Here is a 26138-nt window from a genome sequence, read left to right on the forward strand (position 1 = left end):
GTTCCCCGATCGGCGCGGCGGAGCAGACGGCGGGCATGACTGAGAACTGCCCGGCCGGCTCTCCCGTGCCGTACGCCGCCGTGCTCTGCGACGTCGACGGCGTACTGCGGCACTGGCCCGCTGACGACGAGATCGAGCAGGCCCACGGACTGCCCGCCGGTGCCCTCGCCGCCGCGGCCTTCGCTCCGGCCCGCGTCCACCCCGCCATCACCGGGGAAATCACTGATGAGCAATGGCGGTCCGTCGTGGCCGCCAACCTTGCCTCTGCCTGCGGGTCGCAGGAACGTGCCCGCGCCCTATGCGATGGTGTGGCTGCGCGGTCCGAACTCTGGGTGGGTACGGGCATGACGAGGCCCCAGGGCGGTCCCCCTGGTGCCTCGTTGCCGTCTCCGGGGGTCAGTAGCTGCCGCTGTCGCAGCTCGGCGAGCTGTGGTGGCTGCTGGTGTCGCAGTGCGATGCCGGGGAGCTGTGGCCGCCGTACGAGGGGCTCGTGTCGGTGTACGGGGTCGGGTCGAAGCTCGGCTGGCTCGTCGACGCCGGGGCGGCCGAGGTGGACGAGGTGCTGGTCTGTGTGGGCTTCCTGCGAAGCCGGTCACGGATGCTCATGCCCGCAGCATTCCGCGCAGCCTGGCCGTTTCCACCGGATTTGAGGTATATCAGCGGTTTCGCCGGATGCCTTGCTATCGCCCGGCGCATTGAGGAGGGGCGAGACGGCCTTCAAGGGGTCATCACCTGCGACCACCCGGCGACGCGGTACGTCCTCGAGGGAACCCGCCCGCACATCATCCGGGCGCGCTGGGGTAACGCGCTGCGGTTCGAGGTCGACGGCCAGATCGTGTTCGCGAGCATCGTGCGGCATCCGGGCACGCGGCCGAACAACTTCCTCGGCCGCGCATTGTGTCTGGGGCGTTGACGATCCGTGGTTTTACTTCCGGGTCATGACTCAATCGCTATTCAGGTCCAATGCGGCTTGGGCTGCTCTGAGGAAATCTTCAGTCCGGTGGTTTAGTTTTGTTTCGGCTTCATCGATCTGATCTTCTGAAACTCGCCGGGTGCATAGGCGCATGAGATGGGCGTAATCGAGTCCGATGCTATGGCTCAGATTCGATATCTCGCGCATGTCTTCAGAGGTGATGTCAGCGCGGTCTGCCGTGCGCAGGATTTCGACCACCTCCCGCTCGTGTGCGGTGCGGAGTTGGATGGCGTGTGCGTAAGCTTCCTGGTACAAGGCGTGACGCCTGCACACAAACTGCCAGCTCTTGGCGGAGTTGGCGACTGCTGCCGCTGCATCCGCTACTGGATGAGGGCCTTCCAGCTTCACGACGACTAGTTTCGCCATGACGTCGTCGTACAGGGGTGGCATTGCTGAAATGGCGGTCGAGGCATCGAGCGGATCATTGTTTCCTGTGTGTAGAACTTGAAAGCCCTGCTGCGTGTGGCGCGAGACAGAGAGGAGGAATGCCGAATAGGTGTCTCGTCGAACGCCCCGCCTCCATTGAAAATGTGCCGCTGCTGCCTGGTCTTTTACGGTGTCAACTGCTGCTTTGTATGTGGTTTCGGCCGTTTTCAACGTTGCCCGCATCTGCCAGCGTCCGACGAGAGTAGAGATTGGGATGCTGGCAGCCGCCACGGCTGCTGCGGCGATAGCTCCTGCGCCCTGCAAGTCCATGGCCCGATCTTGACGCACGGGATGTCCTCGCCGGGACCATTTCGGTCATACACCCGCGGGCAGGTGCCGCGACCCTGGCCCGGCACGCCACTGGTGTTAGGCCGGGCGTAGCGCGGGAGACAAGGGCACGCCCGTGGCAACAAAAGACTTCGCTGTCCGTACCGAACCCCACGTCGCCAACCTGGGCGCCCTGGGTGAACTGCACTTCATCCCGGAGGTCTTCGGGGACGAGTTCCTCGACGGGTACACCCAGGTTCAAGCGGCTCAGGCGGCGCTCAGCGGCGAGCAGGCCTGATCAAGATGGACCCGGAGGCGCTCCGCGAGGTCTACGGCTCCATGCGGGGTCCTTTAGGCCCGATACGGCTGGACGATCAGTTCGTGGGACTGACGATTGGACTGCTGGATGGCGACTCTGCGTTTTGTAGGTCTGGACGACATCGATGACATCTGGGGGCAGCAGCCCGCTGATCAGCCTTCAGCGGCACACGCTCACGGTTCGACGCCACTCCGCACCGGGCTAGGCCGTCTCTTTGGGATCACGTTGCTGGTCAAGGTCCGGGTGCCGGTCCGGGGGATGCGATGACCGGCTAGTCGGTCCAGTAGGTACTGTTCAGAGCGGCGGTCAGCCGTTCGTCTGTGAGCTTGACATCCACCCACCTGCCCTTCCAAATGGCTTCGGTGAAGTCGGCCGGTGGGGTGTGCTCCAGCAGGAGTACGAAGTGCAGGGCGAACGGCGGCCAGTCCCCGTGGGGAACGCCGTCACCGTCGAGCTGGAGGTTCGCCTTCCAAGCCGCCTGGCAGAGCACCGAGACGAACAACCCCAGGAAGTCAGCCCTGAGTAGTGCGTCGGCGTCGTCGATCAAGATCGCAACGTCGTTCTTTCCGTGCCCGGGACCGTGCCAGTCGTGCAGGCAGTCGACGAGGGCGTCCCAGTTGTAGCCGAAGTCCCCAGGAAACGAGAGCTCTCGCGCGAAGGTACGAAACAGCGAGGCCGGTTCGAGCAGGTCTCGGGCATTCAGCCGGAAGACGAGGCCGCCCCGTTCCAGGAGCGCAGCCGCTTCGGCGGATACCCACGGGTCCGTCTCGGCCGTGAAGACGACCCAGGGCGATGTCGGCTGCGAAAGGCTTGGGGTGGTCACGCCCGAGATCTTCGCACGCACTTCCGGTAACCGGATCGTGGATATTCCCTGCTCGTTGCTCTGCTGTGTCATTGACTGACGTGCAGTGGGCCAGGATCGAACCGCTCTTGCCGGACCGGACGCCGCGCAGAGGCGGCCGATGGCGTGATCACCGAGAAGTGATCAACGCAATCGCCTGGAAGTACCGCACAGGCTCGCCCTGGGAAGCCCTCCCCAGCGAGTTCGGCTCATGGAAGGGCGCATACAACCGTCTGCGGAAGTGGGCGATCGACGGCACTTGGGAGCGGGTGTTCACGGCTCTGCTGGCCCAGGCGGACGCCGAGAAGAACCTGGAATGGGTCGTTGCCGTCGACTCCACCATCGTTCGGGCACATCAGCACGCCGCCGGAGCCCGCAGCAATGGGGCGCAGCTCAGGGAGCCTGCTGACCATGCTATGGGGCGCTCACGTGGAGGACTCACCACCAAGGTTCACTTGGCTGCTGACGGCAACTGCCGACCGCTGGCCTTCGTACTCTCCGCCGGACAGGCGGGGGACGCACCAAGACCACGTGGCCGGCCTCGAGTTCGGCCCGCCGCGGTCTTGGCCGACAAGGCCTACTCTTCGCGTGCGATCCGCGAGCATCTGCGCAGAAGAGGGATCCGGGCCGTCATTCCGCAGCCTGCTGACCAAGTCGCCAACCGCAAACGTCGAGGTCGCTACGGCGGCCGCCCGCCTGTCTTCGATAAGGCGGCCTACAGGCAGCGCAACACCGTGGAATGCTGCATCAACAAGCTGAAGCAATGGCGCGGTCTTGCCACGCGATACGACAAAACCGTCACGATCTACCGCGCCGGACTCCACCTCGCGAGCATCCTCATCTGGGCCGCGAGGTGATCCGGAAGAGACGGCCTAGTGCAAGAGTGGCGGTATGTGTGGTCGATACGTATCGACTCGCAGCCCGCAGGAGCTGGCGCCGCTCTTCCAGGTCGCGAAGGAGACGCTCCCGCCGAACTGGAATGTCGCCCCGACCAACGACGTGTGGGCGGTCCTCGAACGCGCACCCCGCGACGACAGGGAAGACTTCCAGGCGGCGAAGCGGGAGCTGCGGCCTCTGCGCTGGGGGCTGGTCCCGTCGTGGGCGAAGGACGTCAAGATCGCTGGATGATCAACGCCCGGATCGAGACAGTGCACGAAAAGCCCGCGTTCCGCCGCGCATTCACCGCCGCCGCTGCCTGCTGCCCGCCGACGGCTTCTTCGAGTGGCAGCAGGCCAAGGACCCCGACACCGGCAAGGTCCGCAAGCAGCCCTACTTCATCAGCCCCGAGGACGACCAGGTGATGGCACTCGCCGGACTGTACGAATACTGGCGCGACCCATCCGTCAAACACGACGACGACCCGGACGCCTGGCTGATGACCTGCACCATCATCACCACCGAAGCCACCGACGCAGCCGGCCGCGTCCACCCCCGCATGCCGCTCGCCCTCACCCCCGACCACTACGCCACCTGGCTCGACCCCACCCACCAGGATCCCCACGATCTGCGCGCCCTCCTCGGCCAGCCCGCGGGCGGCCACCTCGACGCACGTCCCGTCTCCACCATGGTCAACAACGTCCGCAACAACAACCCGCACCTCGTCGACGAGGCCACCAGCTAGCTGGTGCTCTGACCGGGAAGGTTCGCCGGGTTACTGGGAGGGTGGATGACGTGCGACGACTCTCGACGACGGAGATCCGACCCTACTGATCGTTTCAGAATGCCGTCCGGAGTCGTCGGAGGCAGATGATGCTGCAGGCGAGTTCCAGCAGGCCCTGATGGAAGTCAGCGCGTCACTCGTAGCGAAGGCGGAGTCGTTTGAACTGTTGCAGCCAGGCGAATGCGCGCTCTACGACCCAACACACCTTCCCTAACCCGGAACCGCAGGCGACACCTCGTCGAGCGATCAGCGGTTTGATGCCGCTTTCACAGCAGGCGTCGGTATTTGTCGAAGTCGTAGCCTCGGTAAACGAGGCCCCCTGGCTGAGATTGCCGACGAGGAGCTGGGCCGCGGAGTTGCTGGAGGTGCCGCGTCCGCGGCCGAGGAATCCGCAGCAGGCTTTCGAGATGCCTCAGGTCGGCGGGGCTGTCCGCTCGGACGACGCAGGCCCGGGCCGGGGCGAGGTCACCCGAATGGGCCAACATCAGCCGCACGTGAGGGCGAGCGGACCCATCCTGAGCCCTGAACCCTGCGTACGGGAGGTGTGCCTGTGTGGTGGAGCGACGAGACCAACCAAGAGCTGGTCCTAACGGTGCAGCGGCTGCTCACGGAATACAGGCGCCATCTCGAATCCATCGAGCCCCCTGCCCAGCCGCTGGTCTGGGGAGTGGGAAGCGCTCCGGACGCGTTCGGGGGATGGACGCCCTCTCCGGCGGCGATGCACGGGAAATGGTCTCACCCTCCGGCGATGGCGCACGACAAGGCGAGCGAGAAGTCGGGCAGCCCTTCGCCGGGGCGGTATGAGCATTGGGTTCACCCCCTCGTCGTCGCGAATCACGACGAGGTGCGATCCGACGGCCTTGACCCTCTCCCAGGGCGCTATTCGCTGCCTTCTCTGCGGGACGCCTGGCGGGACACGCGGCTCCTCCACCTGCTGGAGTCCTGGGGGGTCCCGGACGACACCTTGATCGATCTGGCCGGCCGCCCAGTACCCGCCTGCCAGGTGAACCCGACCGACGAGGTGTCGGGCCGCCGCCCCGTGTCCAGCGCGACCGTCGGCGTTACCTGTCGAGCCGGCGGCAGCCCTGCCTTCATCACGGCAGGCCATCTCGTCGCCGCTACCGGCGAGCGGGTCGATGTCTGCGCCACAGGCCCCGGAGGCCCGAAGTGGGTGACCGGTACGGTCGTCGACTGGCAGGATCCGCTGGGCGCCGGAGCTACCGGAGGCTACGACTACGCCGTGGTCGTACTGGACGATCCGAACGACACCGTGGCGAGCGTCACCCACACAGGGCTCACCCCGACTCCGCGGCCGCCGTACGTGACGACGGAAGTAGCAGTCTTCGGCGGACCGTCGGGCAGACGGGACGGAACGGTGAACGGAGCGCTGAACCAACTCGGCGACGCGCAACGCCAGTGGCTGAACGTGTGGCAGTTCGGTCAATCAGGCCTGCTCCAACGGGGCGACTCCGGAAGCCTGGCGATGGTCACCGACGGTCCTCACCAGGGCTCGGTGCTCGGCCACTTCGTCGGCGGGGCGGGGACGACACCGCGGCGCTTCGACCACCAGTACATCCAGGATCTGCGCTCGTGTCTGGCCAACGGCAAGCTCCAGATTCAAGTGACTCTCTGGGGGGAGGCATAGCCATGAGCATCGGATCACTCGCCGTCACCGCTCACCGTCGGCGTTCCCCGGACCCCGCCGACACGTCGGGCAGAGCGAGGGCCTGGGCGGCAGGGACCGGGCCCTCGGATGCGGCGGCGGCCGCCGGTGCGGGCACCTCGGACGCCCTCGTCGCGGCGCTGCCCACCGAGGTGGTCGTGCTGTACACGTCCGTGCTCGGTGTGCTGACCGGCGTGCTGGAGGACAACGATGCGGCGTCCTATGTGCCTCTTCGCTGGGCGCTCTACGGCGGCTGCATCCTCGCGACCGCGCTGGCGCTCAACGTCACATACGTGTTCACCAGAGTTCAGCGCAACGGAGAGCCGGAGAACCGCGGCCCGAACGACAACCTGCCGCCAATCGCATCACCCGCCCCCGCCCCGCAGACCTCCCAGCCGTCCGAGCCCGCCGATGACAAGCGCGGCACGCAGGAGGAGGGAATGCCGGTGGCCGAGACAGTTATGGCCTGCGTCTCGTTCGCCGTCTGGGGGCTCGTGGTCCCCGGTTCGCCGCTGTACGTGATCCTGCAGCCCCCGACGCTCCCGGTCGTTGCCGCGGCCCTCAGCGCGGCGGGGACCTTTGTGGCCGCAGTGGTATTCGCGCCCTGGCTGAACCGGAAGGCCGGCCGGCCAAGCAGCGAGCGCTAAGGGCTTGCAGATCATTCGTCGTCTTGATCCTGTTGTTGGGCTCGTCGGTTTGGGCGAGGACCCGAGCCTGGAGGGTCGCGGGGGCGACGGGTGGCGTCGTCGCGGGTGGGATGACGATGCCGTGTGTTTCGTTTCGGAGCGGCTGGCAACGCCACTGGCGCGATGAAGGCCTGACTGGGGTGGCACCCAAAGGATCGCCTGGTCGGCCCAGAGCACTAGGCACCCTCGCTGGAACCCACCGCTGGCCGGAAGCGTGGACTGCAAGGGCCGCTGGATAGATCACGTTGTGTCCGTACCGGGCCCGGGCGCGGTCGGCGACGGCTTCGATTGCGAGGGGCTTGTCGTCCCGCTGGTCGAGGCTGAGCTGACGGGTGGCCTGGTCGTCAGGACGTAGGGCGTCGGCGCGCAGGGTGATGTTGCGGACCCGGGCGCGCTGGAGTCCGAGGGATTCATAGATCGCATACGCCGCTCGGGCCAGCAGGACGGTGTGGTGGGTGGCTTCGGTCAGGGTGCGGCCGCGGCGGGTGGAGCTGTGGTCGGCGTAGCGGACGGTGCAGGTCACCCCAGCGGCGATCTGGCCGGAGTCGCGCAGGCAGGCGCCGAGCTGGTCGGCGAGAGCGAGCAGGGCGCTCCGGTGCTGGGCGGGATCGAGTTCGTCGCAGGTGAAACGGTGCTCGGCACTGATGCTCACCTGCTCCGGGGTGGGATCGACGATCGTGGTGTCGCGGCCGAGGGCGCGCTCGTGCAGAGCACGCCCCGCCCGAGCGCCAAGAAGGCGCTGAAGAGTGAGCTGAGAGACGTCGGCGATGTCGCCGACGGTGTGCAGACCGTACTCGGTGAGGGTGGCCGCCGCTTTCGCGCCTACGCCGGGCAGTTCCCGGACGGGACGGGGACGCAGGAAGGCGCTGATCGCCTCGGGGGAGTCGTAAATGACGGTGCGCCGACCGGGCCCGGTGAGCGCGCAGGCCATCGCGGCGAGCATCCGGTTCGGCGCCACGCCCGCCGAACTGCGCAGGCCAAAGAAGGCGAGCGCACGCAACTGGACCAGCTCCGTCACGCTGCGGGCGTCACGCTTCCAGTAGAGGAGTGCGCCGGTCAGATCGAGGACGGCCATGTCGGGTTCGATCAGTTGCACGCGGGGCGTGAAGTCCTCCAGCAGACGGCGCAGCCGCTCGGGAAGTTCCGGGTCCGGGTCGGCCGGGAGGACGAAGCGCAGGTGGAGGATGCAGCGGCCGCTCATATCGGTCACCCTGCGCTTCCCTGGGAGCGGTGGCCGAGCCGCCGCAGGTCGGCGGAGCGGGTGCCTGCGGGCTGGAGGTCGGCGTAGGGGTGCAGCCGGGCCCCGGCGGTGCCGTCGGCGAGCGTGCGCTGCGGCTGGGCCGGGGTGGGGGCGGGGCCGGTCTGGCCGAGGAGGTCGAGGGCGGCCTGGGGGCCGTGGTCGCGGCGGGCGGCGGCGACCTCGTCCAGGTCCCAGGCCATCTCGCCGACGACGGTGCGGCGCGGGCCGCGGGCCTCGACCGTTCCGCGCACCAGCAGCAGGCCGGAGTGGAACACGGTGTGCGCGCAGGCCTCGTGGGAGTCTTCGAAGAAGGCGATGTCGACCAGGCCGGAGCCGTCCTCGAGCGTGGTGAAGATGACGCGCTTGCCGGACGGGATCGGCGGGGTCTGCGTGGAGGCCCGCACGCCTGCGACGAGAACCTTTTGCCCCGGCACCATGCGGCGCAGGTGGGCGGCGTCGGTCGCGCCGAGCTCGCGCAGCAGCCGGTGGTGGTGCTCCATCAGATGCCGGCTCACGTCGATGGAGAGGGTGTCGAGTTCGGCGCTGAGCTTGTCGCGGCTGGTCATGTCGGGCAGGCCGCTCGGAGTCGCGGTCATCAGTTCGCCGCCCAGCGGCAGCTGCCCGTCGGTGGTGGTGCGGTTGCGGGACTGCCGGTGCAGCTCGGTGGCCTGCAGCAGCAGGTCCCGCCGGGTCAGGCCGGGGGAGATGGCCTCGAGGGCGCCGATGCGGATCAGGCGCTGCGCGAGCGGCAGCGACGGGCGGGCGCGCAGCCACAGGTCCTGTAGGCCGGTGTAGGGCTGCCCGGCCATCAAGCGGGCGGTCTCGGCCGCGCTGATGCCTTTGATGCTGGAGAAGGCGAGCCGCACGGCCCAGCCCTGCTCGGTCTGCTCGACACTGTGCTGGGCGCGGGAGTGGTTGACGTCGACGGGCAGGACGGGCACGTTGTGGCGGCGGGCGTCGGCGACGATGACCCGGCGCGGCCACATCCCCGGATCGTGCTCCAGCAGCCCGGCGTACAGATACGCCGGGAAGTGCGCTTTCAGATAGGCGGACTGCAGGGCGGGGACGGCGAAGGCCACCGCGTGCGCGCGGCAGAACCCGTACGCGCCGAAGGAGGAGACGATCTCCCACACCTCGTCCAGCACGTCCTTGGTGTAGCCGCGTTCGCCGGCCGTGCGGCGGAACCAGGTCTCGACCTTCGGCAGGCGGTCGGGGTCGGCCAGGGCGCGGCGGGCGATGTCGCCGGCGGCGCGGTCGCAGCCGGTCATCCGGGAGAGGATCGCGATGATCTGCTCGTGCCAGATGACGACGCCGTAGGTGTCGTTGAGTACTGGTTCCAGGTCGGGGTGCGGGTAGTTGGGGGCGGCGCCGTGCCGGGCGGCGATGTAGAGCGCGGGCATGCCGCCCTGCACGGGCCCCGGACGGAACAGTGAGATGTCGGCGACGACGTCCTGCATGTGCCGGGGCTGCAGCCGGCCCACCAGGTCCTGCTGGCCGGGGCTCTCGAGCTGGAAGAGACCGATGGTGTCGGAGGCCCGGATCACCTCGAAGGCCCGCTGGTCGTTGAGGTCGACGTGGTCAGGATTGTCGAGGTCGAGCGCGCGGCCGGTGGTGCGGCGGATCTCTGTGACCGCGTACGCCATCGCCGACTGCATGCGTACCCCCAGCACGTCGAGTTTCAGCAGACCGAGGTCTTCGACGTCCTCCTTGTCGGCCTGCACCATCGCGTAGCCGGCCGGCGTCGGCTGCACCGGCAGCCGGTCCAGCAGCGCCGCGTTCGACAGGATCACCCCGCACGGATGCATGGCATAGCCGCGAGGCAGCGCGTCCAGGCCCTCGGCAAGCTCCCACAGCGGCCCGAACTTCTCCGCCCGCGACGCAAGCTGCCGCAGTTCGGGGAGCTCGGCCAGGGCGGAGCGGATGTCGCGGGCGCGGAGGTGCGGGAAGCTCTTGGCGACGTCCCCGATGACCTGCGGCGGGATGCCGAGGGCGAGCCCGGTGTCGCGCAAGGCGTGCCGGGCCCGGTAGGTCTCGGGCATGCCGGTGACCGCGGTCCGCTCCTTCCCGAACCGCTCAATGATCGCGTCGTACACCTCCAGGCGTCGCTCGGACTCGACGTCGAGGTCGATGTCCGGCAGCGACGTACGCCGCTCGCTGAGGAAGCGCTCGAAGAGGAGCCGGTGCTCGAGGGGGTTGGCGGTGGCGACGAACAACGAATGGTTGACCATGCTCCCGGCGCCGGAGCCGCGCGCGGCGACCCGGATCCCGAGCGCTCGGGTGTCCGCGACCACTTGGGCCACGGCCAGGAAGTAGCCCTCGAAGGCCAGGCGGCCGATGACGTCCAGCTCGTATTCGAGCTGCTGTCGCGAGCGCTCATCGCGGTCGAGGCCGCGGGCGACCATGCCGGCCTCGCATCGCTGTCGCAGCAGCCGCATCGCTGAACCGCGCTCGTCGGTGGCGCCGACGACGGACGGTTCGGGAAAGTGCGGCCGCCCCAGCCCCAGATCGGCCGGGGTGAGCGTGCACGACTGTCCGGTGGTCTCGGTCTCCGCCAGCAGCCGCTCGGCCCGGGTCCGGTCATCACCCACAGCCTGGGCAATCCGCTCGGCCACCGCCGTCATCGCGGCCGGGTCCTTCAGCCACCGCTCGCCACCGTCCAGCCGACGCCGGTCGACGGGCCGCAGCAGACGGGCTGCGTCCAGGACATCGGCCAGCCGGTGCTGTGCGGGATCGGCGTAGCGGACCGCGTTCGTCAGCACCGCCCGCACCCCGAGCTGATCGGCCAGACCCACGGTGCGCGCGGCCAGCCGCAGCGAACCCGCACCGGTGCCCTGACCGCCCAGATACACGCCCTCCAGCCGCAGCCGCTCCCCGGCCAGCTCCCGCCACGGCGCGAGCAGCCGCTCGGCGGCATCGGGGCGGCCCGCGGACAGCGCACGCACCGGCTCGGAGGCAGGGCCGAGTAGCACCACCAGGTCCTCGCCGACGTACTCGCGCATAGCAGGCCAGGACACGACGGTCAGCGCGCCGTCGGCTTCGGCATGCGCGGCGGACACCAGGCGGCACAGCCGCGCCCACCCCGCCGCGTTCTGCGCGAGCAGGGTGATCCGCAACGGCGGCTCAATCACGTGCGCGCCACCACGTGCGGGCGTACGCGGCCGTCCGGCAGACGGGTCCGGCGGGGTCAGCGGGGCGACAGCGACATCGACACCGAAGACGGGGCGGATGCCGGCGGCCGCAGCGGCCTTGGCGAAGCGGACGGTGCCCGCGATGGTGTCCCGGTCGGTTAGCGCGAGCGTCGTCATCCCACGCTCAGCGGCCCGCTGGACCACGGCCGCGGGAAGAGAAGCGCCGTAGCGGGCGGAGTAGCCGGACGCGACGTGCAGATGAGTAAATCCACGGCCCCACACCTCCAGCCTTTCGCTTGTCCCTCCCTGACCTGTGACCTCTCCAGGTATCCACCATAACTCTTAATCGCGCAACTGTTCGATTGCAGGGATCGATGCCATCCCTCCGCGAATGGGGCCGAGGGCTGGGGCCTCGCCGCGAGGACTAATCCCCGCCTGTGCCGCGCGTCACGCCAGTAGGCGGGGAAGGCAGTTCCCGGGGACGGACCCATCAGGTCCCACTGCTCGAGGAGGTCGGGGCTGGAGAGGCCACCCCCAACGTCACCAGCTGGTCGCGCGCGACAGCGAGGAGGATCATCGACAGACTGGTGTGAAATTGAGAGAAGGGCACGATGACGACTTCGTATCTCGTCCGGTTGAGGTTCGAAGCTGATGGGCCGGCCGTAGAAGGCGAGTGGGCGCTACCAGGCCCCACTGAGAGCCGGTACACGGAGTGGGTCGGGCTCTACACCAAGGACCCGAAGGTTGAGGTCCACCTATCGAGAAGACGGGCGCTCGGGAGCGGGTGCTTCGGACGTGGACGGCGCAGGGCGAGAACACGCCGTAGGACATGCGCGTCCGGCGAGGTGTCGGAACCCCCGGCACGACCGACATAGGATCCGTCGTCGTGGCACACAGCCGGGTCCTGGAACTGGGAGATACCTACGGCCGGCCCACGGCGACGCCCTGGACTGCGCAGCAGACCGAGACATACGAGACGGCCTGGCAGCACTGGCGGGATCTGGCCACGCAAGCCCAAGCCGCCGTCACCGCCCACGCCAAGGAGCAGGACAAGCCCCGCTTCGGCATCGAAGCTGCCGTACGGGCCAAAGCCTGGCATCCGGAGCAGGCCGCAGCCTAGAGCGGCAAATCCGCTCCGCGGGCAGCTCGTGCGGAGACGCGATCCGCCGGCACCGCCGGGTGGGCTCAACCGCCGACGACGAATACCGTGCTCGCCGAGGATGGAGCTGCGCGCCAGCAGTCCAACCCTGCAACGAAGCAGGGAAGACGAATTGCGCCGCTGAAGGCGCGCGCCGCAGCCCCTTACCCCGGTCGTACGGCACGCGTCTTTTGTGGCGAAGTCCGGCCAGGGCGTGCACGCCGCCGGGAGGAGGGTCCTGGCGCGACGCCTACGTCCCCTGACCGCCCCGCGCGCCGCTTGAGTTCCCTGCGTTAGCGCCGCGGTTCGGGGAGTTCCCCGGGCTTGACGGTCACGGTCTCCACGCCGGTGCAGCCGGCGGTCTCAAGCGCGGCCTTCTGCTGCTCGCTGGGGGCACTGACATCGCATACTTCCGGCCGCGATCTATCCCACTGGCTGGATTGTGGTGCATGGTGTGCCGGTGGGATCCCGCTTCACCCCCGGGTGGATCCCCCTTGCTGGGCCCTGCCGTCCCGTGGGCGGCGGGGCCCACCGCGCCTCCCGGCTCCCCACCGGGAGGCAGACGGCTTCCTGGTGGCCCAGGTGACCGAACGCTGGGGTACCCGCTACACGCGCGAGGGCAAGACCGTGTGGACCGAACAAGCAGTGACCGGCCCGCCCGCCTGACCGGCCGTGCCGGGGTTCCGGCGGGCACAGGGGCGTGGAGCGCGCTCTGCACGGGGATGAGAGCGGCCTCCCGTGCCCCCGCGTACGAGCGTGTCGCGTATACGACGGGCATGGGCACAGGCCGGTCCGCGGGGCGGGCGCGGCTCTGCCCGCCGTCGAGGTCATTCGGCTGCGGCGAGCAGCCGTGCCTCGCTCTCCTCGTACAGCCGCCGGTTCTCGTGGCTGTCGGCTGCGCGGTTGCGGTGGTCCAGACGGCTGCCGAGCCAGCCCGCCAGATAGCCGAACGGGATGGAGACCAGCCCGGTGGACTGCATGGGGAACAGATGGAAGTCCGCGTCGGGGAAGACCGCGGACGGCGTGCCCGAGACAGCCTTGGAGAAGATCATCAACAGCAGGGCGCAGGCCGCGCCGCCGTAGAGGGTGGCGAGCAGACCGGTGCGGGTGAATCCCCGCCAGAACAGGGAGAACGTGAGCGCGGGCGCCACGGCAGAGGCGCCTATGCAGATGGCCAGCGTGGTCAGCACGCCGACGTCCCAGTGCTGGACCAGGATGGAGAGCACGATCGCCACGGTTCCCACGACCACGCTCGTCCACGCCGCCACCGTCATCTCCGTGCGCGGTGGCGCATGTCCCCGCCGCGCCGCGTGGGCGAACAGGTCGTGGGCGAGCGACGAGGCCGCGGCCAGGGTCATCCCCGCGACCGACGACAGCAGGGTGATGAAGACCATGCCCGCCACGGCCGAATAGAGGATCGTCGTGGCTGCGGAGCCCGGGGCTCCGCCGAGCGCCTGCGACAGCATGAGCAGCGACGTTCTGCCGTGCGGGTCCGCCGCGGTGATGTACCGCGACCCCACCAGCGCCGCCGCACCCGTCCCCATGACGATCACGAGCAGGCAGAACGTGGTGACTGTGCCGACCGCCCACGACATGGAGCGGCGCACGGCCGGCACGTCCTGCGCGGAGTACAGACGCATCGTGATGTGGGGCAGACAGGCCACGCCGAGGACCACGGTGATCTGAAGACCGACGAAGTCGAGCCGGTCGACGGTCGAGGTGCCCAACTGGAGGCCCTGCTGGAGGAAGGCGGGGCCTGCGCCGCTGCCGTGCTGGGCGGCCCTGAGGACGTCGCCGGGGTTCCAGTCGAAGCGGTTCAGTACGAGAGCGGCGACGACGAGACTGGTGCCGAGGAGCAGGATGATTTTGACCATCTGGATGAGGGCGGTGCCTCTCATGCCGCCGATCGCCGCATAAATGATCATCAGGCTGCCGACGATGACGATGCACGCCGTCCTGGCGCCCGCCACGTGCGGGATGTCCAGGATGAAGGTGAGCAGCGACCCGGCCCCGGAGAGCTGGACGACCAGGAAGGGCAGGGTCGCCGAGAGCGTCACCACGCAGGCCGCGATCCGCACAGGTCGTCCCGGCATGTTGCGGGCCAGGACGTCGCCCATGGTGAACCTGCCCGCGTTGCGCAGGGGTTCGGCCAGCAGGAACATCAGCAGTACCAGCGACAGGGCGGTGCTGACCGCGAGGACATAGCCGTCGTATCCGGCAAGCGCGATGATGCCGGTGGTGCTCAGCACCGTGGCGGCCGAGATGTAGTCGCCCGCGATCGCCAGACCGTTCTTGAGCGGGGTGAGCGAGAGGTAGCCGGTGTAGAAGTTCGTCAGGTCGTCGCGGTCCGGCCCCGTCATGACGCACATCATGAGTGTGACGGTGACCAGCGTGGTGAACAGGACCAGGACGGTGGCCTGTGCTCCGGAGTCGTTCATCTCGTCACCCCCGCGTTCCGGCCGGTGGGGACCGCGCGCTCTCGGACGGCCCGGGCCAACGGATCCACCGAGCGTTGCGCGCTGCGTCCGTACCAGAAGACCGCCGCGAAGGTGACGACGAGCTGGAAGACCCCCAGGGCCATTCCCAGGCTCAGCTCTCCGGCGACCGTGGCCCCCATCAGCCCGGGCGCGAAGCAGGACAGCACGACGTACACCACGAAGGAACCGAGCGCGGCGAGCGTGGCGGTTCGACGCAGCCGACGGTAGGCCGAGCGCAGAACGGCGAGGTCGGCACCGGGCTGATGAGTCTCGTGCTGCCGGTACGACTCGTACGACCCGTCCCCGGGGACGTGCCCGTACGAGTCGTACCGGGGGACGTCGCGTCCGTATGTCCGGGGTTCGGAGTACGGCGGCGGCCATCCGGCCGGCGCTGACGGGGGATAGCGGTTCTCGTCGGCGTATGTCATCGCCTGGCCTTCCACTGCGGCTCGGATCCCTGGGGACGAACGGGTCGTCATGGCTCTGGCGGCGCACCATACCGACCGGTTGGCATGTGTGTCTGTCCGCTGGGGGTCACGTTTGGGGGGCGATGTGGTTCCCCCCGGCGGGGAAGGTCGAACGGATGCCCCCGTCGGACGATCAACGCGTGGGGTCGAGAAGGACCTTGCGGACGCCGGCGGCGCGGCTGTTGAACAGTTCGTACGCCGCGGGGCCCTGGGAGAGGGGGAAGCGGTGGGAGATGACGACCTCGGGGGTGATGCGGCCGGCCTGGGTGAGGGGTATCAGGGCGGGGAGCTCGTAGTGGATCGAGCACAGCCCGATGGCGAACTCCAGCTCCTTGACCTGGGCCAGTCCCATGTGGAAGGGGAAGGCCCTGTTCTGGTTGACGCCGACGACGCTGACGCGTCCCGCCTGCCGGACGGCCTTGAGGGCGAGCTCGATGGTGGCGTCCGAGCCCACGGCCTCCACCACGGCGTCCGGCCCGCGTCCGGCGGTCATCTCCCTCACGGCCGCCCGCGCGTCGTCGCCCTCGACCGGTTCGACGCCCAGGGTGGCGGCGAAGGCACGGCGCTCCGCGACCAGGTCCACGCCCAGTACACGGGCGGCGCCCATCACGAAGGCGGACTGCGCGGCCATGAGGCCCACCGGGCCCAGGCCGATGACCAGTACCGTCTCGCCGGGCTGGATGCGGGCCCGGCGGCATCCGTACCAGGCTGTGGGCGCGTTGTCCGTCAGGACGACGGCGGCCTCGTCGGAGATGCCGTCGGGCAGGTGCACCAGGTTGATGTCGGCATGGGGCACGGCCAGCGCCTGGGCCTGACTGCCCGGAAGCCGCGGGCTCACTCCGTAGCAGAGGTCGCTCGGGGCATGGGCTCGCTCGCACCTTGCGGTGAGTCCCCTCGCGCAGGTTGCGCACAGAGTGCAGCCGACCGAGGCGGGAACCATGACCCGGTCGCCGGGCTTGAAGCGGGTGACCCGGTCGCCGGTGTCGACGACGACGCCGACGCACTCGTGTCCCGGTGTGTAACCGGTGTCCGGGCTGAACCCGTTGCCGCCGTAGATGTGCAGGTCGCTGCCGCAGATACCGGCCGTGGTGACCTGGACGACGGCGTCGGTGGGGCTGGTGACGGCCGGGTCGGGTACGTCTGTGTACCGGATGTCCTGGGGGCCGTGGTAGGTCAGAGTCTTCAATGGATGCCTCCATCCCGGCGCAGGGCGGCGCCGTGCAGAACAGGGATTCCGGAGCGGTTGCCTGGCTCCCGCGGCGCATCAAGGCGCTTTAATCAAGGATTAATGCATGCGTATTAGTTCGGCGGGGCGACGCTAGCATGGGCATCCGTGACAGCACATGAGACGCAAGCCACGTCGCCTCGGAGCCGGAAGGCCGGTGACACCCGCGGCACGCTCATCCGGGCTGCGGAGCGGTTGTTCGCGGTGAAGGGCGTCGACGGTGCGTCGCTCAACGAGATCAAGCGGGCCGCCGGCCAGCGCAACGCGATGGCCCTGCAGTACCACTTCGGCGACCGGGCGGGTCTGCTGCGGGCCGTGCTCGACAAACACCTTCCCGCGGTGGACGCCCGCCGGGAGGTGCTGCTGCAGCAGTACGAGGACAGTGGCGACAGCGACAGCGACAGCGACAGTGGCAGCGGCGGCGACGCCGACCTTCGATCCCTGGCCGCCGCACTGGTGTTGCCTGCGGCCGCGAAACTCGCCGACCCCGACGGCGGCCGCGAGTTCCTGCAGATCGTGGCCGAACTGCTCAATCGCCCCGAACCCCTGGTCGAAGTCGTCGTGACGGAGGAGTCGAGCATCTATCCCTGGCGGCGCCTGCTGGAGCCGTTGCTGACGTCCGAGTCGACCGCGGTGTTCCATACCCGCTTCACCGCCATGCGCTTCTGCCACGCCGAACTCGCCGCCCGGGCCGCTGCCCGCCCTCGCGAAGACGACCGGTTGTTCACCAGCCGACTGGTCGACCTGGTCACCGCACTGCTGGCCGCGCCGGTGTCCGAGCAGACCGCACGACTGCTGCGCGAGCGGAACCGCACGAGTACTGCACGAGCGAGACCTTAGGAGCCGGAGCCGGAGCGGAGCCGGAGCCGGTTCGAGTGGCGGATCTCGACTCGCTGACCCGTCCGGCGCGGTGCGTGGCGGGCAGGGGCGCGCGCACCACATGTGGTGAACGTCATGCAGCTCGGCATACCTACTGGTCGGTACTCTGCGGCAAAGCCGCGAATGACAGGAGCCGCGATGTCTGCGACCAACCGCCAGATCCGTCTGGCAGCCCGCCCCGTGGGCGAGGTCGAATCCGATGACTGGGAGCACTGTTCAGGGACCGTCGACGACCCGGGGCCGGGTCGGTTCGCGGGCCGGACGCGCGTCATCTCGCTGGACCCGGCCATGCGGGGCTGGCTGGACGACCGTCCTTCCTACCTGCCGCCGGTAGGCATCGGCGAGGTGATGCGCGCCGGATCGGTCATCGAGGTCACCGCGTCCAACCACCCCGGGTTCCGACCGGGCGATCACGTGGTCGGCACGTTCGGCGTCCAGGAGTACGTGGTCTCCGACGGCAAGGGCGCCATGAAGATCGACACCTCCCTCGCCCCGCCCTCGACGTATCTCGGCGCGCTGGGCATGCCCGGCATGACCGCCTACTTCGGCCTGCTGGACGTCGGGGCACTGAAGGACGGCGAGACGGTCGTGGTGTCGGGAGCGGCCGGGGCGGTCGGCACCATCGCCGGTCAGATCGCGAAGGCCAAGGGCTGCCGGGTCGTGGGCATCGCCGGAGGGCCGCAGAAGTGCGCCATGCTCACCGACGAACTGGGATTCGACGCCGCGATCGACTACCGCACCGAGGACGTCAGGAAGGCGCTGCGGCGGCACGCCCCCGAGGGCATCGACGTCTACTTCGACAATGTCGGAGGAGACATCCTCGACGCCGCCCTGACGCGGCTGGCCATGCACGCGCGCGTCGTGATCTGCGGCGCGATCAGTCAGTACAACAACGACACGCCGGTCAAGGGCCCTTCCAACTATCTCTCGTTGCTGGTGCGCCGCGCCCGTATGGAGGGCTTCGTCGTCTTCGACTACGCCCAGCGCTACGCGCAGGCCGCGCAGGACATCTCCGCGTGGATCGGCGCCGGCCGGATCAAGGTCAAGGAACATGTGGTGAGGGGGACCGTGGACGACTTCCCCGAGACGCTGCAGATGCTCTTTCGCGGGGAGAACGTCGGAAAGCTCGTTCTGGAGCTGGCATGACCGCCGTCGAGCGCCAGACCGCCTTCCGGTCACGACCCATGGACGGTGCCGCGCTCGAGGGCGGAGGCGTCCACCGACAGGGTCGGTCAGGCCGAAGCCAGCCCGGGTTCAGCTGGTGCGGGCAGCGCGCGCCCCTCGTAGGCTCGAACTGCTCGGGGCCTGCTGCGGAGGTCTGCCATGCCCCGAACCATCTGGTCCGGCGCTATCTCGTTCGGATTGGTCACCGTTCCGATCCACGTCCAGTCCGCCACCGAGAACCACTCGATCCAGTTCCACCAGTACCACCTGGAGGACATGGGCCGGATCCGCACCCGCAAGATCTGCGAACTTGAGGACCGCGAGGTGTCGAACGCCGAGATCGGCAAGGGCTACGAGTACGCCAAGGACCAGGTCGTCGCCATCAGCGACGAGGAACTGCGCGACCTGCCGCTGCCGACAGCGAAGGCCATCGAGATCGACGCCTTCGTCGCCGCCGACGACATCGACCCGATCAGAATCGGCGAGGGCTACTACCTCTCCCCGGACGGGCAGGTCGCGGCCAAGCCCTACAAGCTGCTCCGCGAGGCCCTGGCGCGCTCGTCGAAGGTGGCCATCGCCAAGTACGCGTGGTCCGGGCGTGAGCGGCTCGGCATGCTCCGGGTCCGCGGCGACGCCATCGTCCTGCACGCCATGCACTGGCCCGACGAGATCCGCGACCCCTCGGAGCTCCTCCCGGAGCCCGTGGACGTCTCCGAGGAGGAGATCAAGGGCGCGCTCGCCCTGATGGATTCCATGTCCCGCGACGACCTCGAAGGCGACGACTTCAAGGACACCTACACCGAGGCCATGGAGAAGATCATCGAAGCCAAGCGGGAGGAGAAGCCACTCCCCGAGACACCCGAGCCGGAGAAGCCGGGCCGCGTCCTCGACCTGATGGCCGCGCTTGAGGAGTCCGTGTCCAAGGCGAAGGCCTCCCGCGGTGAGGACGCCGACGTGCACGAGCTTCCGAAGCCGAAGAAGAAGGCGGCCTCCAGTAAGACGGCTGCGAAGAAGCAGCCAGCCAAAAAGGCCGCGGCGAAGAAGACGGGCGCACGGCGGCCCCGGAGCGCCTGAGTTACCCGCCGGTGCCAAGTGTGGGCGCCTCGCAAGGGTCCTGGCCTGCTTCCGCGCAGGGGGCTCTTCGCGTTTTGGCCAACGGCCTTGCGTGCCTCTAGTCAGCCATCCATACGGATCCCCTTGAATCCGGGCCCCAGCCCCCGCCGCCGGGAACGCTGTGCCGAACGCCGCCGAGCCGGCACTTCCACCCTGGCCGCCGCCCCTTCGTCGTCGCCGAGTCCGAGCTGCCGGCGTGCATTGGCGGTGGCGGCCGCCACCGTCGCCAGGGCCGCCGCGACGTCCGGCCCGAGCGCGGACAGCGCCCCTGCGAGGGTGTCGATCGCATCCAGAGCGTCGTCCGCGGCCGCCGGGCTCCAGCTCTCCGGCCCGGTGAAATCGGCGAGGTGGCAGGCGCTCTCGGCAGCCGTCTCGGCATACTGCTCCACCCCGGGCATGGCTTTCGGCGACAGTTTCACCCCCGTCCAACGAATCTCAGACGGAAAAGATCACCAACTGCGCCCGGGTCGTCTGCTGAAGTCAGCGGGCTCGGACGACCTCGATGACCGTGTCCGGGCAGCCATCGAGGACTTCGCTGAGCACGGCCTGTTCGGCAGCGTCTGCGGCAAGCCCCCAGCGGATTTTCACGGCGATCCAGTCGGTGGCGTACGTGCAGCGGTAGCCCTCCGCAGGTGGCTGCCAGGTGGCCGGGTCCTGGTCGGCCTTCGACCGGTTGCTGGTGGCGGAGACGGCGATGAGGGCGCGGGGGTCGTCGAGGTCGTTGGCGTAGGCCTGCCGTTCGGCCGGCGTCCATGCGGAGGCGCCGGAGTCCCAGGATTCGGCGAGCGGGACGAGGTGGTCGATGTCGAGGGCGCGGGCCGGGGTGAAGGCGGTGTCGTCGTAGCGCGAGTACCAGGTGCCGCCGCTCAGCGTGCAGTTGACCCCCTGTTCGGGGGCGGTGAGGGCTTCCTCCAGGAGGACCTCGTTGCGGGTGCTGCAGCCGTCGCGGTCGGCGTCGATCCAGTGCCGGAACTTGGTGCGTTCGTATCCGGTGCGGTTCTCGTCCTGGACGGTGAGCCCGGCCAGGGCGTCGCGGACGGGGAGAGCGACGGTGTCGCCAGGGGCATGCCGGTGCGATGCAGGAGCGGGAGAGACAGCGTAGGCGGTGGGGGCGAGCAGGGCGGCGAGCGCGGACAGCGCGGCGGCCATCACGCCGGCGGTGTGGGGGTGGCGCACGGAGACGGGTCCTCTCGAAGATCACAAAGCGGTTGGTGATCTTCGTAGTGGCCGTGTCGGCGTCGTGACGGCTGTTCGGCTCAGGCTTCACCCGCGCGGTGGGCAAGTCACACGATCGCATGAGATCGGCAGCGAACACCTCGAGCACTTCGGACGGTGCGGCACGCTCGTGTCTGCCGTAAGGCCGGCCGTACGGCCGCTGTCGATGACGGTATGAGGTGGCGAGGTGCAGGGAGACAGGACGCTCGAGGCGCTCCGGGCGGTGTGGGCGTACCAAGAGAAGGCCGAACACGGCTGGGTGCTGGATGCTGCGGCGCCGTCGTTCCAGCGACGCGCACGCTCTCTGGCGGGGGAGGGGCTGGTGGACACCGCCGACCGGGAGACGCGTGCGGAGCTGTCGGCATGGGAGGGCCGTCCGGTGCGCTGGGCGGTCCGCTTGTCGGCGACCGGGCACGACCTGCTCGCCTACGCCGGGGTCCGGCCGGCTCCGATGTCCCTGGAGCCGGGGCCGGGGGAGCGGTTGGTGGAGCTGGCGCCCTCGCAGATGACAGCACTGCGGGTGTTCGTCGGCCTGATCGGCGAGCTGAAGTCACCGCCCGCGACAGGCCTTGCCGAGCAAGTCCGTACGGCCGTGTACGACCGGGGCGCGCGGCGTTGGCAACTGCATCTGACTCAGGAGCAGATGGAATCGGCGGCCTACGGATTCTGGCTGCACCGCCTGACCGGGTCCGCGGCGGAGGCCAACCGCTTCGGCCGTGATTACAAAGTCCAGTTCGCCCCGGGGCCGAAGAGCAACGGGTGGGCTGCCATCTCGTGACGGTGCAGGTGCCGTGACGGCGGAGAGGGTGTCGGAGGCGAGCGCTATGGTGCGTGGCCGTGGACGCTACTGATCTTGAATACCGGGTCCGGACGCGGTCCGGGTGCATCTCGCCGGAGCTGGTCTCGCGGCTGCTCGAACGGCGTCACGTCGACGTGGTGGAGCTGCATGCCGGACGCGGGGAGTGGTTCTGTGCGCTGGCGTGGGCGCGGTTGCTCGGGGAGCAGGGCCGGCAGGCCGACGCGTTGGAGGTGCTCGCCCCGTTTCTGGCGACCGGCTGGTGGACGGCTGTCGCAGCCGCGGCCGAGATGCTGGAGTGTTGGGGCCGCGTCGACGAGGCGATCGAGATGACCCGGGTCCGCATGGAGGCCGGACACCCGATGGCTTTGGAGTTCTACACGCGCCTGCTCGCGCGGCACGGCCGCGCCGAGGAGGCGTTCACCCTGCTGCGCCGGCACATCGGCGAACTGCCCCTCGGCATCTTGGTCGACGTCGCGGGCGCCGCCGGCCGCGACGAGGAAGCCGCCGCGCTGGTCGCCGCCCGGACCGAACACCAGTGCACCGACTTCCCGTGGTGCTGCCGAGGCATCGATCGCGACACGGCATTCGGGTACCTGGCCACGATCCGCGAGCGCCAGGGCCGTACCGACGAGGCGATCGCCCTGCTGCGCGCCAACAGCACCAGCCTGCTCAACAACCGTGAGCAACTGGCCGCGGTCCTGGGACGGCACGGCCGGCTCGACGAGCTTCGGGCAATGGCGGCAACTGACGACTCAGGGCGCGCAGTACAGCACCTCGCGCGGTTGCTGGAGGAGGCCGGCGACGTGGAAGGGGCGATCGCGGCCTACCGGCAGGCCGACCAAGCCGTGGCCGGCGACCCCAACTCGGCCTTCGAGCTCGCGCAGCTCCTGGCCCGGCACAGCCGGGGGAGCGAAGCGATCGACGTGATGCGGGCCCAGGCCGACGCCCGCAACGGGGACGACTGGATCCTCCACACTCTGTCCGAGCTGTGCCTCGACCAGGGACGCCCCGAGGAAGGCCTGGCACACCTCGACGCCCTCGCCGCCGCCCGCGGGGGCGAAGAAGAGTGGGACCTGTACCGGATACGGCTGCCGCTGATCGCCGCCCGCGACGGCGTCGACGAAGCGGTCGCACAGGCCCGTTCCCACCCCGAGGGCGCCACTTGGTACGCGGCGTCACACATCGCCGAGCTCCTCGCCGGCGCCGGACGTACCGAGGAGGCCGTCGCCGTCCTCGAACAGCACTCCTCCTCGAACCACCATGACCTGGCCGGCTATCTCATCGACCTCGGTCGCGTCGAGGACGCGTTGGCCATCCTCCTGCCGCCTGCCCCCAGCCCGCGCGAGTTGCCGGACGGCCCCTGGCACGACGATCCCCCGTTCTGAGATTCAGCCCGTTACCCGGGTTGGGCTGCGGCGCCATTTCGCAGGCGGTGCGGCTCTCATCCGGCCTGGGCGGGGTGTCCTCAGCGACCAGCTCCGCCTGGATTTCGCGCTGTCCGGCCTCCGCCTGACAGGGGCGCTGTGAGTCCTACCCCGCGCCATGGCGGCGCAGCGGACGATCGGTAGCCGTTGGCTGCGATCCGGTAAGCGGTTGTCAGTGGTCTGGGCTACGGTCGCAGAGGTCCTGGTGGACCGCTCCGCTCCCGCCCGGCCTCCTACAGCGGCCGGGCGGGAGCGGGTGACGCTCGCTCCCCAGTTCTCGGCACGGGAGCGGGCCCTTCCGGATGGAAGGCCGACACCCGAAGGCGTCCTGTTCCATTGACGCGGGTACGCCGTGCAATTTCAAGGTGAACCGGGAACTTCCACCCTCCTGCATGCCGTACCTGGCGTTCTTTGCGCCGGAGCGGTCATCCGTGCGCGCCCGGCGCCGCCCTGTGACAGTCATTGTTCCGTGAATCAGTGATCACGTGGCGTAGCAACTTCCTCTGTGGCCATGCTGGTTGCTCTTCCCGGTCGGCGGCTTCGGCACCCGTCCTCCGGGGAGCCCTGCGGCCTCCGGATGGGCCGTACGGGATATGGCCGACACCAGAGGAGTTTGGATGCAACGGAAGCAGACGGTGATCATCATGGCGACGGCCACGGTGTTCGTCTGGAGTGTGGTGATGGTGGCGATCGGCCAGACGGCAGCGGTCGCCACGCTCGCCCCGGCCCTCGGGCTGACCGTGCAGCAGATCGTCCACGCTGCCCGCACGCAGGCCGCGCCGGCCTCGGGACACCGCGTGGCGGCGGTGCCGGACAAGGAGGACGACGCCCCGTGACGACGCCCTGCGAACCCCCGGTACCGCCGGCCAGTCCGGCCCCCGTGCGCCCCGGGCGCAAGCTGGGGCCGATCGCGGAGAACGTGGGCAGCGCCCACCGCGCCTGGCTGGAGCCGATGCGGGAGACGTACCTGCGCAGCGGTCTGACACTGAGCGAGCTCAGCCTGCGGGTTCTGCTCGCCAAGTCGAAGATCTCCGAGCTGCTGCGCGGAACCGGACTGTATCCGCGCTGGGAGATCGTCCTCAGCCTGTCCGCAGAGCTTGAGATGCCCGGCTGGCCCCTGTACCGGCTGTGGCGCCAGGCGGCGTTCGAGGCCCACAAGAGCCGGGAGTGGGTGGAACGCTCCGGCCAGAAGGGCGCGCTGACGACCTCTCACACGGCGCCGCCGCTGGACCACCGCGCGTTCCGCGAGCTGGTGGAGTACGACTACGGCCTCTACGCCCAGGTTTTCCTCGACGACGACCAGCGCGACACCGCCGTCTCCGACACCTTCGACATCCTCTGGCTGTGCTGGAACGACGCACTCGCCAGCCCGGACACCCGCAGCTTCGCCTGGAACGTCCTGCGCGCCACCGTCATGACCCGGACCCTGCACCTGGACGGCCGGCCCGAACTGGGCGGCGCCGCCTTCGACACCGTCGCCCTCCAGTCCCTGACCACCGAAGCCGACCGCCTCGACCAGATCGCCGAAAGCCTCCAGCTGTTCAAGGCGATGAGCCGGCTGCCCGACCACCAGCTCGACGTCATGGTGCTGCGCCGCCTGTGCGGGATCCCCGCCGAGCACGCCTCCGCCCTCCTCGGGGTCCCGCTGGCCACCGTGCGCTCCGACGAGCGCCACGCCGTCCACTTCCTGCAGAGCGTCATCTGCCCGCCGCCCGAGACCGAAGGGAACGCCGAATGACCTGCATCGAAGAGATCCTTTCCAGGGCCCTGCTGGTCCGTGACCGCACCATGCCCAGCGACATCGTGGCGGCGTCCGCATCGCCGACGAGCACCGATGCCCGCCCGCCCGGCGGCGCGAGCACCTCCACCGCAGCAGCCGAGGACCTGCGGGCACTGTGCGAAACCCTCGTCACCCACACCCCGCCCACCGCCGTCGCCAACTTCGTCACCGACCAGGTCCCCGAACCCCGCAGCGCCCTGATCCTCGCCTGCGTCCTGCAGCTGACCGACACCAGCGACGGCGCACGCTTTTGGTGGCAGTACGCCGCCGGAGCCGGCCAGGCCGCCGCCGCGTACTGCCTCTACCTCCACCACCTGGCCCTGGGCGAGAGCGACGCGGCCGACTGGTGGCACCGCCAGACCGACGACGTCCAGCCCGCGCCAGGCCTCCCCGTCAAGGAACACCAACCGAACCCGGAACCCCCGGGGCCGTGGCGGGCGGCCGAGCACCGGGTCACCAGCACCTCCACCACCACGATCCTGCGAGTCCTTCGCCACCTCGCGAAGTACACCGCCCGGCCCCGCCCCGCCTCCGTCACCGCACTCATGACCTACGTCCCCAGCGCCGTCGCAATCGGCTACCTTCGTCAGCCCGAGACGGAACTGCCGATGCCCGGCCCCGACTTCGCACGCCGGATCAGCACCCTGCTCGCATCGGCCGCCAACCGGCCCGACGTCTACACCACCCTCCCCGCACGGCCAGGACCCCGCGCACGCCCCCGGCCCGACTCAGGCCAGCCCGCACCCCGCCCCTCCGTCGGCAAGCCCACTCAAGAGGTGAACCCGCAGCTGGGAGAAGCTGCAACAAGGTCACGGTGACATCACCTCACGGCGCCCGGGGCCTGAGCCGGACCATGAGGCAGATCCCGGGCGCCGTGCCCCGGTCTATCCATGTGGCTGCGACACTCGCCCGCACCCGCATGGCGCGGGCGCCCGACGGCCCATCGGGCTGCTCGCTGTGGTCTTCCCGACGGACCGCATGCCTGAGCCAAGCTGCGCAGGCACCCAGTATGCGCCCCCACTGCTTGGCGAGCTCGCGTGATCAGCGACTCACGGCAGGTAACCAGCGCCAGGGCGGCGAGCCCAGCAGGGGGCGGACCAAGCGTCTTCGGCCTTGGCGCGCAGGGCACAGACCGGATACACCCTGGCCGAGGTCTCGGTGCCGAGATCCAAACCTGCACATGGACGCGAGCGTGGTGGGCGTGGTGGGCACGGCGATCGGCGCGCTCGGAGCCGTGGCCGGCGGCTGGGTCTC

The 26138-nt window shown here is 69.4% G+C and carries 23 protein-coding genes and 2 pseudogenes; 15 read left to right on the forward strand and 10 right to left on the reverse strand.

The features are described from left to right. Positions 1-442 precede the first annotated feature (442 nt). On the forward strand, positions 443-913 hold the full coding sequence (locus OG736_RS45420; RefSeq protein WP_327188047.1) for a hypothetical protein: 471 nt from the start codon (positions 443-445) through the stop codon (positions 911-913). Positions 914-943: 30 nt separating this feature from the next. Here OG736_RS45420 and OG736_RS45425 read toward each other — a convergent pair whose 3' ends face one another. After that, positions 944-1669 carry a hypothetical protein gene (locus tag OG736_RS45425; RefSeq protein ID WP_327188048.1) on the reverse strand — a complete coding sequence of 242 codons (726 nt, stop codon included), beginning with the start codon at positions 1667-1669 and terminating at the stop codon, positions 944-946. 133 nt (positions 1670-1802) lie between these two features. Here OG736_RS45425 and OG736_RS45430 point away from each other — a divergent pair, with 133 nt between their 5' ends. Continuing rightward, positions 1803-1964, forward strand: coding sequence for a hypothetical protein (locus OG736_RS45430; protein ID WP_327188049.1), 162 nt, complete (start codon positions 1803-1805; stop codon positions 1962-1964). Between the two features lie 292 nt (positions 1965-2256). On the opposite strand, the gene OG736_RS45435 is transcribed toward OG736_RS45430, so the two are convergent. Continuing rightward, positions 2257-2880 carry a barstar family protein gene (locus OG736_RS45435; RefSeq protein WP_327188050.1) on the reverse strand — a complete coding sequence of 208 codons (624 nt, stop codon included), beginning with the start codon at positions 2878-2880 and terminating at the stop codon, positions 2257-2259. On the opposite strand from OG736_RS45435, the gene OG736_RS45440 reads away from it, so the two are divergent. Together OG736_RS45440 and OG736_RS45445 are read left to right on the forward strand one after the other, a co-directional pair. Beyond that, the gene (locus OG736_RS45440; protein ID WP_327188051.1) at positions 2874-3683 is read left to right on the forward strand and encodes an IS5 family transposase; all 810 of its coding nucleotides are present in this window, start codon (positions 2874-2876) and stop codon (positions 3681-3683) included. The two genes, OG736_RS45435 and OG736_RS45440, sit on opposite strands and share 7 nt — an antisense overlap. 34 nt (positions 3684-3717) lie before the next feature. After that, positions 3718-4447: pseudogene (locus OG736_RS45445) on the forward strand (SOS response-associated peptidase). A gap of 94 nt (positions 4448-4541) precedes the next feature. Here OG736_RS45445 and OG736_RS45450 read toward each other — a convergent pair. Then, a pseudogene (locus OG736_RS45450) lies at positions 4542-4797 on the reverse strand (transposase); the annotation flags it as partial. Between the two features lie 239 nt (positions 4798-5036). Between OG736_RS45450 and OG736_RS45455 the strand changes: the two are divergent. Both OG736_RS45455 and OG736_RS45460 read left to right on the forward strand, forming a co-directional pair. Next, complete coding sequence (locus tag OG736_RS45455) at positions 5037-6131, forward strand: chymotrypsin family serine protease (protein WP_327188052.1); 1095 nt, start codon at positions 5037-5039, stop codon at positions 6129-6131. A gap of 2 nt (positions 6132-6133) precedes the next feature. Further along, positions 6134-6796 carry a hypothetical protein gene (locus OG736_RS45460; RefSeq protein ID WP_327188053.1) on the forward strand — a complete coding sequence of 221 codons (663 nt, stop codon included), beginning with the start codon at positions 6134-6136 and terminating at the stop codon, positions 6794-6796. On the opposite strand, the gene OG736_RS45465 is transcribed toward OG736_RS45460, so the two are convergent. Together OG736_RS45465 and OG736_RS45470 are read right to left on the reverse strand one after the other, a co-directional pair. After that, a complete protein-coding gene (locus OG736_RS45465) occupies positions 6711-8036 on the reverse strand; it encodes a DNA polymerase Y family protein (protein ID WP_327188322.1) in 1326 nt (441 codons plus the stop codon). The two genes, OG736_RS45460 and OG736_RS45465, sit on opposite strands and share 86 nt — an antisense overlap. A 5-nt stretch (positions 8037-8041) precedes the next feature. Next, entirely contained in the window at positions 8042-11485 is a 3444-nt protein-coding gene (locus OG736_RS45470) for a DNA polymerase III subunit alpha (RefSeq protein WP_327188054.1), read from the reverse strand. A 604-nt stretch (positions 11486-12089) separates the two neighbouring features. Here OG736_RS45470 and OG736_RS45475 point away from each other — a divergent pair. Further along, positions 12090-12323, forward strand: a complete 234-nt coding sequence (locus tag OG736_RS45475) for a hypothetical protein (protein WP_327188055.1) — start codon at positions 12090-12092, stop codon at positions 12321-12323. A gap of 845 nt (positions 12324-13168) precedes the next feature. On the opposite strand, the gene OG736_RS45480 is transcribed toward OG736_RS45475, so the two are convergent. From OG736_RS45480 to OG736_RS45490, 3 genes are all read right to left on the reverse strand, one after another. Then, the gene (locus OG736_RS45480) at positions 13169-14779 is read right to left on the reverse strand and encodes a sodium/solute symporter (protein WP_327188056.1); all 1611 of its coding nucleotides are present in this window, start codon (positions 14777-14779) and stop codon (positions 13169-13171) included. After that, a complete protein-coding gene (locus OG736_RS45485) occupies positions 14776-15246 on the reverse strand; it encodes a DUF485 domain-containing protein (protein WP_054244995.1) in 471 nt (156 codons plus the stop codon). Before OG736_RS45485 ends, OG736_RS45480 begins: the two co-directional genes overlap by 4 nt. Positions 15247-15418: 172 nt before the next feature. Continuing rightward, on the reverse strand, positions 15419-16471 hold the full coding sequence (locus tag OG736_RS45490; protein WP_327188057.1) for an alcohol dehydrogenase catalytic domain-containing protein: 1053 nt from the start codon (positions 16469-16471) through the stop codon (positions 15419-15421). Positions 16472-16618: 147 nt separating this feature from the next. Here OG736_RS45490 and OG736_RS45495 point away from each other — a divergent pair, with 147 nt between their 5' ends. The 3 genes from OG736_RS45495 to ku all read left to right on the forward strand — a co-directional run bounded on the left by OG736_RS45495 (position 16619) and on the right by ku (position 19627). Beyond that, on the forward strand, positions 16619-17350 hold the full coding sequence (locus tag OG736_RS45495) for a TetR/AcrR family transcriptional regulator (protein ID WP_327188058.1): 732 nt from the start codon (positions 16619-16621) through the stop codon (positions 17348-17350). Between the two features lie 177 nt (positions 17351-17527). Beyond that, positions 17528-18535 carry an NADP-dependent oxidoreductase gene (locus OG736_RS45500; RefSeq protein ID WP_327188059.1) on the forward strand — a complete coding sequence of 336 codons (1008 nt, stop codon included), beginning with the start codon at positions 17528-17530 and terminating at the stop codon, positions 18533-18535. Between the two features lie 177 nt (positions 18536-18712). Next, complete coding sequence (ku, locus tag OG736_RS45505) at positions 18713-19627, forward strand: non-homologous end joining protein Ku (protein ID WP_327188060.1); 915 nt, start codon at positions 18713-18715, stop codon at positions 19625-19627. 101 nt (positions 19628-19728) lie between these two features. Here ku and OG736_RS45510 read toward each other — a convergent pair whose 3' ends face one another. Both OG736_RS45510 and OG736_RS45515 read right to left on the reverse strand, forming a co-directional pair. Next, positions 19729-20085 carry a hypothetical protein gene (locus tag OG736_RS45510; RefSeq protein WP_327188061.1) on the reverse strand — a complete coding sequence of 119 codons (357 nt, stop codon included), beginning with the start codon at positions 20083-20085 and terminating at the stop codon, positions 19729-19731. A 61-nt stretch (positions 20086-20146) separates the two neighbouring features. Next, positions 20147-20815, reverse strand: coding sequence for an HNH endonuclease family protein (locus OG736_RS45515; RefSeq protein ID WP_327188323.1), 669 nt, complete (start codon positions 20813-20815; stop codon positions 20147-20149). A 253-nt stretch (positions 20816-21068) separates the two neighbouring features. Between OG736_RS45515 and OG736_RS45520 the strand changes: the two genes are divergently transcribed. The 5 genes from OG736_RS45520 to OG736_RS45540 all read left to right on the forward strand — a co-directional run bounded on the left by OG736_RS45520 (position 21069) and on the right by OG736_RS45540 (position 25702). Beyond that, positions 21069-21659, forward strand: coding sequence for a DUF6417 family protein (locus OG736_RS45520; protein WP_327188062.1), 591 nt, complete (start codon positions 21069-21071; stop codon positions 21657-21659). Positions 21660-21718: 59 nt separating this feature from the next. Continuing rightward, positions 21719-23065: a tetratricopeptide repeat protein gene (locus OG736_RS45525; protein WP_327188063.1), complete on the forward strand. Its 1347-nt coding sequence runs from the start codon at positions 21719-21721 to the stop codon at positions 23063-23065. Positions 23066-23721: 656 nt separating this feature from the next. Beyond that, positions 23722-23940 (forward strand): hypothetical protein, encoded by a 219-nt coding sequence (locus OG736_RS45530; protein WP_327188064.1) that lies wholly within the window; start codon positions 23722-23724, stop codon positions 23938-23940. Continuing rightward, entirely contained in the window at positions 23937-24842 is a 906-nt protein-coding gene (locus tag OG736_RS45535) for a sigma-70 family RNA polymerase sigma factor (protein ID WP_327188065.1), read from the forward strand. The genes OG736_RS45530 and OG736_RS45535 overlap by 4 nt, the downstream gene beginning before the upstream one ends. Continuing rightward, positions 24839-25702 (forward strand): hypothetical protein, encoded by an 864-nt coding sequence (locus OG736_RS45540; protein WP_327188066.1) that lies wholly within the window; start codon positions 24839-24841, stop codon positions 25700-25702. The genes OG736_RS45535 and OG736_RS45540 overlap by 4 nt, the downstream gene beginning before the upstream one ends. The last annotated feature ends 436 nt before the right edge of the window (positions 25703-26138 follow it).

Origin of the sequence: Streptomyces sp. NBC_01334 (genome assembly GCF_035983595.1) — a bacterium.
GTDB classification, from domain to species: Bacteria; Actinomycetota; Actinomycetes; order Streptomycetales; family Streptomycetaceae; genus Streptomyces; species Streptomyces coriariae.